At 58.7% G+C, this 11,843-nt stretch carries 12 protein-coding genes; 2 read left to right on the top strand and 10 right to left on the bottom strand.

Annotated elements, in window-relative coordinates:
* Position 1: 1 nt before the first annotated feature.
* Entirely contained in the window at positions 2-835 is an 834-nt protein-coding gene (locus AF71_RS16525; RefSeq protein ID WP_025661340.1) for an SDR family NAD(P)-dependent oxidoreductase, read from the bottom strand.
* A 53-nt stretch (positions 836-888) separates the two neighbouring features.
* Positions 889-1,536 carry a bifunctional 4-hydroxy-2-oxoglutarate aldolase/2-dehydro-3-deoxy-phosphogluconate aldolase gene (locus AF71_RS16520; RefSeq protein ID WP_169682180.1) on the bottom strand — a complete coding sequence of 216 codons (648 nt, stop codon included), beginning with the start codon at positions 1,534-1,536 and terminating at the stop codon, positions 889-891.
* Positions 1,537-1,727: 191 nt separating this feature from the next.
* On the opposite strand from AF71_RS16520, the gene AF71_RS16515 reads away from it, so the two are divergent.
* On the top strand, positions 1,728-2,357 hold the full coding sequence (locus AF71_RS16515; protein ID WP_025661338.1) for an HAD family phosphatase: 630 nt from the start codon (positions 1,728-1,730) through the stop codon (positions 2,355-2,357).
* Positions 2,358-2,409: 52 nt separating this feature from the next.
* On the opposite strand, the gene AF71_RS16510 is transcribed toward AF71_RS16515, so the two are convergent.
* The 3 genes from AF71_RS16510 to AF71_RS16500 are packed head-to-tail and all read right to left on the bottom strand — an operon-like array spanning position 2,410 to position 5,199.
* Positions 2,410-3,384 carry a zinc-binding dehydrogenase gene (locus tag AF71_RS16510; RefSeq protein WP_169682179.1) on the bottom strand — a complete coding sequence of 325 codons (975 nt, stop codon included), beginning with the start codon at positions 3,382-3,384 and terminating at the stop codon, positions 2,410-2,412.
* A 16-nt stretch (positions 3,385-3,400) separates the two neighbouring features.
* Positions 3,401-4,096 carry an SDR family oxidoreductase gene (locus AF71_RS16505; protein WP_169682178.1) on the bottom strand — a complete coding sequence of 232 codons (696 nt, stop codon included), beginning with the start codon at positions 4,094-4,096 and terminating at the stop codon, positions 3,401-3,403.
* The gene (locus AF71_RS16500) at positions 4,093-5,199 is read right to left on the bottom strand and encodes an iron-containing alcohol dehydrogenase (RefSeq protein WP_169682177.1); all 1,107 of its coding nucleotides are present in this window, start codon (positions 5,197-5,199) and stop codon (positions 4,093-4,095) included. Before AF71_RS16500 ends, AF71_RS16505 begins: the two co-directional genes overlap by 4 nt.
* A gap of 103 nt (positions 5,200-5,302) precedes the next feature.
* Here AF71_RS16500 and AF71_RS16495 point away from each other — a divergent pair, with 103 nt between their 5' ends.
* The gene (locus AF71_RS16495) at positions 5,303-6,112 is read left to right on the top strand and encodes a shikimate dehydrogenase (RefSeq protein ID WP_246733699.1); all 810 of its coding nucleotides are present in this window, start codon (positions 5,303-5,305) and stop codon (positions 6,110-6,112) included.
* A gap of 18 nt (positions 6,113-6,130) precedes the next feature.
* Here AF71_RS16495 and AF71_RS16490 read toward each other — a convergent pair whose 3' ends face one another.
* The 5 genes from AF71_RS16490 to AF71_RS16470 form a co-directional block, all read right to left on the bottom strand.
* Positions 6,131-7,117 carry an ABC transporter permease gene (locus AF71_RS16490; protein ID WP_169682175.1) on the bottom strand — a complete coding sequence of 329 codons (987 nt, stop codon included), beginning with the start codon at positions 7,115-7,117 and terminating at the stop codon, positions 6,131-6,133.
* A 5-nt stretch (positions 7,118-7,122) separates the two neighbouring features.
* Positions 7,123-8,598 (bottom strand): sugar ABC transporter ATP-binding protein, encoded by a 1,476-nt coding sequence (locus AF71_RS16485; RefSeq protein WP_246733714.1) that lies wholly within the window; start codon positions 8,596-8,598, stop codon positions 7,123-7,125.
* A gap of 61 nt (positions 8,599-8,659) precedes the next feature.
* A complete protein-coding gene (locus tag AF71_RS16480; RefSeq protein WP_169682173.1) occupies positions 8,660-9,898 on the bottom strand; it encodes a sugar ABC transporter substrate-binding protein in 1,239 nt (412 codons plus the stop codon).
* 75 nt (positions 9,899-9,973) lie between these two features.
* Complete coding sequence (locus AF71_RS16475; protein WP_169682172.1) at positions 9,974-10,966, bottom strand: transketolase C-terminal domain-containing protein; 993 nt, start codon at positions 10,964-10,966, stop codon at positions 9,974-9,976.
* Between the two features lies 1 nt (position 10,967).
* Complete coding sequence (locus tag AF71_RS16470) at positions 10,968-11,831, bottom strand: transketolase (RefSeq protein WP_169682171.1); 864 nt, start codon at positions 11,829-11,831, stop codon at positions 10,968-10,970.
* Between the last annotated feature and the right edge of the window lie 12 nt (positions 11,832-11,843).

Genomic DNA, 11,843 nt, shown 5'->3' with positions numbered 1-11,843 from the left:
CCTAAACCTCCATGCCGTAGCGATGAGCCTTGTGGGTTGGGTAAAGCGAGATGGTCGGGATCGTCACATCCGGAGTGCGGGTCGCGACATAGAGTGCGAGCCACGCGACATTGTCGACGTCGATGCAGGAAGCGTGGATGCCTTCCTTAATTTCCTTTTCGTCCAACCAGCCGTCCGTGTAAGCTTCGAGATCGCCGTCGTAGAGGCCCTTGTCGATGATCTCCGTCATTGGCGTCTTGACATGGCTCGGGTTAAGGACCGTGACGCCGATCTTTTTGTCCTTGCCTTCGAGAAGGATGTTCTTGGAGAAGCCGAGCATGCCATGCTTCGAAGCGCGGTACGGGCTGTGGCCCGGACCGGAAGCAACGCGCGTGGACGAGGATCCCATATTGATAATGCGGCCGCCGTTGGCCTGCTTTTCCATATAGATGAAGGCTTCGCGGCAGCAGAGGAAGACAGCCGTCAAGTTTGGCCCGATCGTCTTGTTCCACTCTTCCAGTGTGACGCGGGTTACCGGCGGAGCAAGGCTATCACGACCAGCGGAGTTCACGACGACGTCGATGGAACCAAACTCATCGTTTACCTGCTTAAAGAAGGAACGCACCGTTTCTTCCTCGCAGACGTCTGCGAAGATTGGCAGCACAATACCGCCTGCCTGACGAATTTCGTCGGAAACGCGCGCGAGACGCTCGCGATCAAAATCGACCATCGCGACCTTGGCGCCGTTGGCCGCATAAATGCGGGAGACCGCCTCGCCGATTCCTGAAGCCGCGCCGGTGATGATGCACGACTTTCCCTTGAGAGAAAGTCCCTCGGACAGGGTATTGCTGGACATTTGAACCTCCGTGTTACCGCCTCCGTGAGGCGCTTGTTTCGTCGAATGTTTCTTCAGCGTGCCGAACCGGCAAGCGCCACGGCCTCGGCCGTCAATCGGGTTATCTCATCGAACCTGCCGTCGCGAACGAGCTTGGTGTCCACCATCCACGATCCGCCGCACGCAATTACTGCCCGCAGGGCAAGATAATTTGCGAGATTGCCTGGCCCGATACCTCCGGTCGGCACAAACCGGATCTCTGGATAAGGCCCGGAAAGCGCCTTGATGAACGGGACGCCACCGCTCGGCTCGGACGGAAAGAACTTCACTGTTTTCAGCCCCAGGGCCATCGCCTGCTCTACACCCGTCGGATTGTTGATCCCCGGAACGATCGGCAAGCCGGCCGATTGCGAGGCCTCGACGATGGCAGGATTGAAACCAGGGGTAACGATAAATTGCGCTCCCGCTTCTCTAGCCGCCAGAAGATGGCTTTGCGTTAGAACGGTGCCAGCCCCGAGCAACATGTTCGGCACCTCGTCACGAATGCGCGATAGCGCTTCGGAGGCGGCCGCCGTGCGGAACGTGATCTCAGCGACCCCTAGCCCGCCGGCGAGGAGAGCCTTGGCGAGGGGAACTGCGTCCGCTGCCTGCTCAATCACCACGACAGGCAGAATGCGAGCACGTTCGATGCGTGATTCGATGTCGGCTCCCGTGGCGCCCATTGCTATCTCCTCCGTCGAATTTCTTACCGTGCAAATTAGATAGAATGAAATTCGTTATTGCGCAATAGTCAAAAAAATGATTTTTATTTTTTGCATGAGAGACGGCCGGAGGCCGCCTGCAAAACGCCGGGACCGCCCCTTCATAGGCAGTACGTTTTCAAACGCCGGCGAGACAACCAAGCGAGAGAACGATGAAGAAGGCAGTCTTGTGGGATATGGACGGCACGTTGGTCGACAGCGAGCATATTGCAGTACGCGCACTAGGACGCGCGATGGAAGAAGCGGGACTAACGCCACCAAAGGATCTCATGGAGCGCGTCGTCGGTCGTTCGGCGGATGAGATTTACCGCTACATGTGCCGCGAGTTCGACCTCGATTCCGAGCCGTTGCATTGGGAAGGACGCAAGCACTACCATTACTTCAACGAGGCGAACCTACTGCGGGGATTCTCGGCTGCACTCGACGTCTGGCATCGCCTCGATGCGGCCGGGATCCGGCAGGCTGTCGTTTCGAATAGCGATCGCGCCATTGTCGATGTCAATTTGCGCAGCGTTGGTCTCGTGAAACCGGGCCTCGTGACGGTCGCCCGCAACGATGTGAGAGAGGGGAAACCCCACCCCGAGGGATATCTGAGAGCAGCCTACCTGCTCGGCGTAGATCCGAGGGATTGCTTGATCGTAGAAGATAGCAGCAGTGGGGCGGCGGCCGCCTTGGCCGCCGGAATGGAGACTGTTTTCGTCCCCCACAGCCACAGCGCCGCGCCGGCTGGCGTCCGGACCCTCGCCTCGATGAGTGAGCTGGAAAAGGCGGTCCTGGCTTAATTTGACTGGTGGGGCCGCCGTCGCGGTCCCACCAAAACGATTCCGAGTTGCTTCAAAGCGTCACTATTCGTTTCCCGGGATTTGGTCCCTGTTTTTGCCGTATGAGCGCCTCGCCCAACTCGGTGAATTTCACCACCTCAACGAGTTGCGGATCGAACCGCCCCGTGACAGCATCATCCGCAATACGTGCACCCGCTGACATGAGCCGACCCCACTGTGCCTTGTCACCGAAGTGGTGCAGGGCGTTGAGGCCGACCTCGTGCAGCGAGATTGTGGTAGTGAAGGCTGGCAGCGGAGCGCGCTCCTGCCGATCCTGGATGCAAACGAGATGCCCGTTGGCGGCGACGAGCGGGGCGAGGCCGGCAGCGTGGTCGCCACTGACGGTGTCAAACACGGCAAAGAGCGGCTGCTCCATATTGCGTTCGGCGAAGGACTCACGCCATCCCTCCCGCCGGTAGTCGGTCGTGGTGGCAGCGCCGAGTTCTCGCACGCGCCCAGCCTGTGATGCTGAGCAGACAGCGTGTACGATCCAGCCGCGTCCACGCGCGAGTTGCAACAAAGCCCCGCCGACGGCCCCGGAAGCGCCGATGATGAGCACGTGCGCTCCTTCAAGCGCCGGCACCTTTTCGATCGCCTGAACAGCCGTCAAGCCAGGACAGGGGATCGCGGCTCCAGCCGCGTACGAAAGACCATCCGGCAGCGGAATGAGCGCACGGACAGGCACAGCCGTATATTCGGCAAAGGAACCAGGCTTCATGAGATCGTTGTGATAGGCGACACGCGCGCCGATGCGAATATGACCTGCGCCCTCTCCTGTTTCAACGACTTCGCCGGCACCGTCGACTCCGGGAATATGGGGCCACTCCCAATCGGGGTGGCCCCATTCTACAAATTTCCAGTCGACCGGGTTGAGGCCGACCGCTCGATTTTTGATCAGCACCTCTTCCCGGCCCGGCGTCGGACGCGGGCGTTCCTCCAGTCGAAGACAATCGGGCATACCCGGTTCGTGATGGACCCATGCTTTCATGGTCAATCTCCCGTGCTCAGCAGACCGAATAGCCGCCGTCGATAGGCAGCATGACACCGGTGACGTACGCGGCATCGACGGACAAGAGGAAGTGGATCACTGAAGCGATTTCCGATGGCTGAGCCCAACGTCCCATCGGGATCCGTGAGCCGATCTTCTCGGAACGTTCGCTGTTGGTACGCGCACGCTCCGACATGCGGGTCTCGACCCAACCCGGAGCAACCGAATTCGCCCTCACGCCTCTCGGCGCCCAGGCAACAGCCATCGAACGCGTGACGGCCGCCACCGCGCCCTTGCTGGCCGTGTAGGCCGGCGCGCCGGCCGAACCGAAGATCGACCACATCGATGCCAACATGACGACCCCGCCACCGGCCTTTTCGAGCTTTGGCAGAAGAGTTGTTGCAAGCGCAAAGCCTGCTGTCACATTAATGTTCATTACAGCTTCAAAATCCTCTTTCTGCCATTCGCGTTCATGGCGAAGGATACCGGCACAGTGGACGAGGCCGTGCAATGCATCCTCCCCCGCAAGTGCGGCAACGACAGCATCCGTGTCTGCGACGTTTGCCTTGTGGAAAGCGATTTCTTTCGGCAGGTCCTCATCGTGATCGAGACCGACCGCCAGCACGCGCCAGCCTTCGGAGAGGAGACGTTCGGCCGTAGCACGGCCAATGCCAGTGCCGCCGCCAGTAATGAGCGCGAGTGGTTTTGTCATGCAGATTTCCTCCGGTTTGTTTCCCTCTCCTCGACCCGGCGAATTGCCGCCGTCAGCGCGGAAGGCTGAAGAGAAAAAGGGAGATTGTGAACATGGCGGGCCCCAACCGTTGCCTCGGCTAGTTCGGCCAGCGCTTCGTCCGTTTGTTCGGAAAGACCGAGATCGGCCAGCGAGAGCGGCAGACCGGTCAGACGATAGAGCTCAACAAGCTCGGACGGCGGCTCGACGCCGAGCACTTCGAAATGGACCATCAGTGCCCAAGCAACCTGAAGGCCATGGGCAACCACATCGGCGCCCGGCAATACGGGAATGCCGCGCGTCATGGCATGCGGAAGTGACAAACCGCCGCTTTCGAAGCCGAGACCAGCCATCAATATCATCGCTTCAACGGCGGCGTCGAAATCCTCCGTTACAGTCTTGGCGTCGAGCGACCGCCACGCTCCTGGGGCGGCACTGATGAGTGTGTCGTAGCAGTGGCTTGCAATCGCCTGCGCCAGTCGCGTTGGACGCGCCATGAACATCGTAGTGCCGCCACGCGCCATACAGGCGTCCGCTTCGAATTTCTTCGCCAATGCGTCGCCAAGACCAGCGCGAAACAGGTTCTTTGGCGCGGATATCAAGAGCTCGGTATCGACGACGACGAAATCGGGGTTTCGCAAGAGATGGCCAACTTCAACCAACCGGTGACGCTCATCGTAGAGAACGAAATTCTTCGAGGTCGGGGCATCATTGGAAGCTACCGTTGGAACGGTAATGAGGCCGCAATCCGATAGTGAAGCCAGCGCCTTGCCGGCATCGATCGCTCGTCCACCCCCGGCAGCGATGACAAGCGTTGGATCGGCAGTCAGTAGCCGGCGGAGATCCGCGCCGGTCTGGCGGGTGAGCTCCCCCTCAAATGGCAGCACGGTGATTTCCACGCTGGCAAGTTTGCAGCTTTCCCCTATCAATCCAGCGACTAGATGTCGTATCTGTGCATCGACCACCAGGACGGCCCGCGCACCGATCGTGGCCGCACAATCACCGACGAGGTGGATTGCGCCCCTTCCCTGGATATAACGACCGGGAGCCCCAAACACCGCGACCCGTGTGTCAAATAACTCCATAATGCCTTTCGGCCTCTCGGGCATACCGTGATCCTTATTTCTTCATTTACAAAATATATCATATATCATATTTTGAAGCATGCAACTCTATGGAGGACTACAGTTGACTTTCGACACGATTTCCGGCCGATCCCGCGTGATCGTTCATATAGCCTATCCCTCGCATCATCTGCGGACCCCCCAATTCTTTAACGCCTACTGCCGCGACCAGATGCTCGACGCGGTTCTTGTGCCCTGGCAGGTATCTCCCGAAAATCTGCGCATGGCCTTTGAGGGCCTTCGCCGAGTTGAAAGCCTCGCTGGCGTGATCGTGACCATTCCTCATAAGGCCAGTGTTGCAGCCCTTTGCGACAGCCTTTCGCCGACCGCCGATTTCCTCAAGGTTGCCAACGTCGCTCGCCGCGGAGCCGACGGCCGCTTCCACGGCGAAATGTTCGACGGCACCGGCTTTGTTCAGGGCCTGAAGAATCAGGGTCTTAGCGTTATGGGCCGACGGGCGCTGCTGATTGGTGCTGGTGGCGCGGCGACCGGTATCGCCGAAGCCCTGGTCCGGGCCGAAGTCGCCGAGCTTGCGATCGCCAACCGCTCCATCGACAAGGCCATGGAGTTGGCCAGCCGGCTCCGGCTTCTTTTTCCCGACCGGTCCATCCGAGCTACACAAGCCGACGCCCGAGGCTTCGACCTCGTCGTCAATGGCACTTCGCTCGGCATGAACGATGGCGATCCCTTGCCGGTACCAGCCTCGACGCTGGCCCCCGGAACACTGGTCTGCGAAGTCGTTATGCAGCCTGACACAACCCCATTGCTTGAGGCCGCTGCGGTGCGGGACTGCGTTGTTCACAAGGGCAACCATATGATCACCGGCCAGATTGAATTGCTTGCGAAATTTCTGTTGGGGACGGAAGGGGCCTGACGGCCCCTTCCAGAACGGTCAGGTCCGCTTCAGTTCGCCATTAATGTTCTGCAGCAGAACCGCAAAAACAATGATCACGCCTTTGATGATCTGCTGCGGATAGGCAGGCACCGACAACAGATTCATGATGTTTCCGATGAGGCCCAAGATCAGCACACCAACGATGGTATTGATGACAGAGCCCTTGCCGCCCGATAGCAACGCGCCGCCAATGACGCAGGCGGCAATCGCATCCAGTTCCAGGCCGATGCCCGTATTGGCAGTACCGACGGCCGTGCGCGAGGTCGCGACAATGCCCGCCAGCGCAGCGAGCGCGCCAGCAATGACGTAAACCATCAGCTTATATCGCCCAACGGCGAGACCGGCGAGGCGCACTGCGACTTCGTTGGAACCAGTCGCCGTGACAAGGCGTCCGAATTTCGTTTGCGACATGATTACGACAAATGTGGAAATCACCGCGAGTGCCAATAGCACCGGCCATGGCATACCTATTCCTGGCAAGGCGGAGCTGCCGAAGGATCGCAGCAGATCTCCTGTGACGGAGCCAGTTGGGAACCGAACAGGCTGCCCGTTCGACATCATAAAGGCGATACCACGCGCGACCGTCATCATCGCCAAAGAGGCAATGAACGGGGCCATGGAAAAGGCGGCGACGAGTGACCCGGTGACTGCCCCCAACGCGGCCCCTCCCACCATGGCAATGAGCACACCGACAAACAGGCCGATTGCGCCTCCCTCGGGCAAATATGGTAGAAGCATGGACATAATCATCGCGCCGATGGCAGCCAGTGCCCCAACGGAGAGATCAATGCCACCCGTCAAAATTACCAGCAGCATTCCTATCGATACCAGCGCCAAGGGCACGAGCTGCCGCGCAAGATTCCACAGGTTCTGCGGTGACAGAAAGACGTCTGAAAGGGAGGCCGAGACGACAATCAGAATAATCAACATCAACAGCGTGTTGTATTGGATAAGCCAGCTTGCCAGCCGGGATTTGGTGGTCATGGTATTCAAGCCTCTGTTCCCATCGCGAGATGAATGATTGCTTCCTCGCTGATTTGATTCTTTTGCAGTTCGCCCGCGATCGTACCTTGGCGCATCACGATCACCCGGTCGGACATGCCGACAACCTCCAGCATGTCCGAAGAGATCATGACGATCGCCGTGCCGGCTTCCGCCAGTTCGTTCATCACGCGGTAGATTTCGACCTTCGCACCGATATCGACGCCGCGCGTCGGCTCGTCGAAAATCAGGACGTTACAGCTTGCGGCGATCCACTTCATGAGTGCGACCTTCTGCTGGTTTCCGCCCGACAAACTACCCGCTGTGGCGTCGATACCCGCTGATTTGACCCTGAGGCTCTTGGCGATATCCTCCACAGCAGCAATCTCGGCCTTGTTGCGGATGAAACCAAAGGCCGAGATAAACGGGTTGGCGGGGGTCATCATCGCGTTGATGCGGATTGGAAGATCAAGAAGCACCCCCTGCTGCTTACGGTCCTCCGGCAGCATCCCAATGCCGTTTGCGACAGCCTGTCCTGGTGAGCTATTGACGATCGTGCGACCTTTGAGCCGCAGTATCCCGGACTGCAGCGGATCGGCACCGAACACCGCCCTCATCGTTTCGGTGCGCCCAGCACCAACCAGTCCACTAACGCCAAGCACCTCGCCCGCGCGCACATGGAAGGATATGTCTCTGACCATTGGCCCGGCATTTAGGCCTTCCGCCGCCAATAGTATCTCGCCGATCACCGCGTGACGGGGCGGAAAAAGGTCTGAAAGCTCGCGCCCAATCATCAGCTGCACGAGTTTGCGTTCGTCGAGTTCGCCGATCGGCCAAGAGCCGACCGTCTGTCCATCTTTCATGACGGTCACGCGATCGCACAGCGTGAAAATCTCTTCCAGTCGGTGTGATATATAAAGGATGCACACTCCCCGCGACTTCAACAGCTTTATGAGCCGGAACAGCCGTTCCGTCTCATGATGAGTCAACACTGCTGTCGGCTCGTCGAAGACAAGAAGACGGCTTTTGCGTGAAAGTGCTTTGCAGATCTCGACAACCTGTTGGTACGCTACTGGCAGTTCACCCGCCGGCTGCATTGGATCTATATCCTCAAAACCCATCTCCGCTAGAAGAGCACTAGCCCGGGCGCGAAGATCTCCCCAATTGATCCGCCATCCCGGCTTGCCTAACTCTTCGATCAGGATGTTCTCGGCCACGGATAGATGTCCTGCCAGCGAGAATTCCTGATAGATAACCGAGATGCCCTTTTCGAAGGCGTCATGCGGGGACGTGATTTCGGCGAGTGTTCCGTCGAGTTCGATCTCGCCGGCATCGCGGCGATAGGCTCCTGCCAAGATTTTCATGAGCGTGGACTTTCCCGCTCCGTTCTCGCCCATCAGTCCATGGACCTCGCCGCCGAACGCCTCCAGCGCGACGCCGCGCAACGCCGAGACGCCACCGAAAGATTTGGCGATGTTCTGCATTCTCAAATGCATCGTATTTCCTCCCGATGGACGCCGCCGGTGGCGGCGTCCAATTGGTTCCTCATCCGCGCAGATCAGACACCGTACGGAAAGGCGGGACCTCATACTTGAAGAACGGGTTCGACTGGTCCGGATCGTAAAACTTGTCGACGTTCTCCTTCGTAATAATCTCCGAGGGGAAGTACGACCCCAGCGGCAGATCATTGGCGTCGAAGTTCTTGTGGAACATCTCGTCGAGCAGTTTCATAACGCCCTCGCCGGTCGATCGCCCACTGTTGGCACCCGTAACAAGCAGGTCACCACTTTTGATCAGGTCCAGCGCTACGCGGAATCCATCGGCGGCGCAGGCCACGACGATTTGGCCCTTCTTCCCGACGTTCTCAATCGCCTTGATCGCCCCGATACCCATGAAGTCATTCTCAGCGAGAATGAGATTAATCTTCCCGCCATATCCGGCCAAAAGATCCTCTGCGCCCTTCAGGCCTCCCTCCTCTGTCCAACCGCCTGGTTGGATGCCGACAACTTCAAACCTGCCTTCGGTCCAGTTGAAGGAACCTTTGTTCTTCAGGTCCTGAAAGAGGTTGAAACCCTTGAGCTGGGCATCTTCACGGCTCATGCCGAGTTTGAGTTCCTCGGAACGCTCGAAGACGACCCCAGACAGGAGGCCCGTGATGCGGCTCTCCGAAGTAGAGTTCCCGAGCGTGCCAATCGTCACACCGGCCACAATCGGCGTATCCTTACCGATATGCGTTGCCGTATAGATCCCGGCTTCAAAGCCGTTGCCGAAGGGATTTGCGAGCACAGTGGTCACGAAGGGGCCGCTGGCATCCGGAACTGTACCAAGTGCGACTACCGGGATACCTGCATCGACCGCGCGCTGTGCATCGGTGGCCGCACCGACGACATCGGTTGGATCGACTACAATCACATCCACGCCCTGTGCAATGAAGGAGTCGAAGTGGGCAGATGTCTTGGACGGGTCGCCGTCCGCGACCTGGACGTCGATGGTGAAGCCGCCATATTCCTTGGCCTTGCGCTTGGCTGCTTCGACGACCTCAACGAACCAAGGGTTGCCGAGTGTAATTTCCGTCCAGCCAATCACGATCTTATTCGGATCTTTGGGCGTTTTCGGTAGTGCCTTCGCGATGCTGGCACGCGAAGCCATCTGCGAATCGATCACCCCCGAAAGAGCTGTGTTGGGCAAATGAGAATAAAGTTCATGCTTGTCTGCGGCGCTGGCAACGCCGGGCAAAATGAGCGCCATGGCGGTTGCCATTGCGATTTTTCGATAATGTCTCATGCTTTCCTCCTCCCGGTCCCGGGCCCATCCCGGGACGATGTGAAATCCAGAACCGATCGATGCCAATGGGCCTCGTCAGCCAATTGCGTTGCGGACAACCTCCTCGATGCCGTCCTCATCCAGCTTGTAGTGCCGGTAGAGATGCGTAGGAGGTGCGATGAGGGCATATTCGTCCCGTATGCCGTGACGGATGAGGCGTTTTCCTATGCCTTCATCGGTGAGGACTTCGCTGACCGCCGCGCCAAGGCCACCGAGAATGTTGTGCTCTTCAATGGTCATCAGCAGCTTCGAACGCGCAGCCGCCTCAAGCACCGCGTCGCGATCAATCGGCTTAACTGTCGCCATGTCGATTACACCGACAGAACGACCCGCCGCGTTCAGACGGCGAGCAACCTGCACGGCTGGATGGACCGGGAGACCGCAGGCAATGATCGTGAGTTCCTCACCTTGAGCATGTTCGATCGCTTTACCGAATACGAAATCGGCCTTCGGGTCGTAGAGGTCCGGCTCACGGCCACGTCCGGTGCGAAAGTAGATTGGTCGATCGTGGTCGATGCTTGCACGGATCGCAGCTTCCAGCTGCGGGCCATCTGCGGTCGAGACAACAGTGAGATCGGCGATCGATCGCATCGTGCCGATGTCTTCGGTCGCATGGTGCGAAGTCCCATAAAACCCCATCGCTATCCCTGTATGATGGCCAATGAGACGAACAGGGAGCGCACAGTAGGCAACATCCATTCGGATTTGTTCGCAGGTGAGAAGCCCGAGAAACGATGCAAAGGTTGCCACGTAAGGCATCATACCCGTTGTCGCGATACCCGCGGCCGCCGAGACCATGTTCTGCTCGGAAATGCCAAACCCGACATAGCGATCGGGATAACGCGCGGCAAAGCGGTTGAGCCCATTCGAGTATTGCAGGTCAGCCGAGCCCGCCATGATTTCGTGTCCGGCTTCCACCAATGAGATGAGCCCGTTCGAAAGATGATCCAGTCCCGGATTCTTTTGATTGAGCTCCCGATAGTGCCAGGAGTTGGGTGACTGCGGGCGCTTATTGATCGAAACATTCATATCAAATCACCTTGGAGAGAATTTCGGCACGGGCGGCATCGGCATCGACCGGGTCTAGGTAGCCGAGATGCCAGCCGGGCTCGGTTTCCATGTAAGAAACGCCCTTGCCCTTGAGTGTGCGGGCGATAATGCAGCAGGGCCGATTGCGGCTTCTGTCAGCCTTGGCGCGGCGCAACGCCGCTGTCAGCTCGGCGACGTCGTGACCGTCCACGACTTGCACTTCCCATCCGAACGCTCGCCACTTCTCGTCCAGCGGCTCAATACCGATGACGTCATCAACCGCACCGTCAAGCTGGTAGCCGTTCCGGTCCACGATGGCGATCAAGCGATCGAGTTTGTGATGGGCCGCACCTAGAGCAGCTTCCCAAACTTGGCCCTCCTGCATTTCGCCATCGCCGAGCATGACGAACGTCGTAAAATCCAATCCCTGCATTCGGCCTGCGAGCGCCATGCCAAGACCGTTCGATAGGGCGTGGCCGATAGAGCCCGAAGAAAAATCGATGCCAGGTACCTTCCGCATGTCTGGATGATCGCCGAGCGGGCTTCCGAGACGAGTATAGCCATTGAGTAGCTCGGCCGAGAGGTAGCCGAGGTCAGCGAGGATCGGGAACAAGCCCACTGCAGCGTGACCTTTGCCCATGAGGAACCGATCACGACTAGGCTCCTTCGGGTCTTGGCCGAGCTTCATGACGTCGTAATACAGCGCTGAGAAGATCTCGGCGGCCGAGAAGACGGACGTGTAATGCCCTACTTTGGCGATTTCGATTAGCCGGATCGTTTCGAGTCGAACGAACTGCGCACGATCGCGAAGCCTCGCGATCGTCGCCTCGCTGGGACGATAATCGTTTCTCAATTCATTGCTCAAGCTGTTTCCTCC

This window comes from Rhizobium sp. 57MFTsu3.2, from assembly GCF_012932765.1.
GTDB classification, from domain to species: Bacteria; Pseudomonadota; Alphaproteobacteria; order Rhizobiales; family Rhizobiaceae; genus Rhizobium; species Rhizobium altiplani.
The sequence above is the reverse complement of the archived record's forward strand: the minus strand, read 5'-3'. Positions and strand labels throughout refer to the sequence as shown.

Bases quoted from the DNA above. Each gene is read 5' to 3' on its own strand.
- AF71_RS16525 (WP_025661340.1), bottom strand. From the start codon at position 835: ATGTCCAGCAATACCCTGTCCGAGGGACTTTCTCTCAAGGGAAAGTCG.
- AF71_RS16520 (WP_169682180.1), bottom strand. From the start codon at position 1,536: ATGGGCGCCACGGGAGCCGACATCGAATCACGCATCGAACGTGCTCGC.
- AF71_RS16515 (WP_025661338.1), top strand. From the start codon at position 1,728: ATGAAGAAGGCAGTCTTGTGGGATATGGACGGCACGTTGGTCGACAGC.
- AF71_RS16510 (WP_169682179.1), bottom strand. From the start codon at position 3,384: ATGAAAGCATGGGTCCATCACGAACCGGGTATGCCCGATTGTCTTCGA.
- AF71_RS16505 (WP_169682178.1), bottom strand. From the start codon at position 4,096: ATGACAAAACCACTCGCGCTCATTACTGGCGGCGGCACTGGCATTGGC.
- AF71_RS16500 (WP_169682177.1), bottom strand. From the start codon at position 5,199: ATGGAGTTATTTGACACACGGGTCGCGGTGTTTGGGGCTCCCGGTCGT.
- AF71_RS16490 (WP_169682175.1), bottom strand. From the start codon at position 7,117: ATGACCACCAAATCCCGGCTGGCAAGCTGGCTTATCCAATACAACACG.
- AF71_RS16485 (WP_246733714.1), bottom strand. From the start codon at position 8,598: ATGCAGAACATCGCCAAATCTTTCGGTGGCGTCTCGGCGTTGCGCGGC.
- AF71_RS16480 (WP_169682173.1), bottom strand. From the start codon at position 9,898: ATGAGACATTATCGAAAAATCGCAATGGCAACCGCCATGGCGCTCATT.
- AF71_RS16475 (WP_169682172.1), bottom strand. From the start codon at position 10,966: ATGAATGTTTCGATCAATAAGCGCCCGCAGTCACCCAACTCCTGGCAC.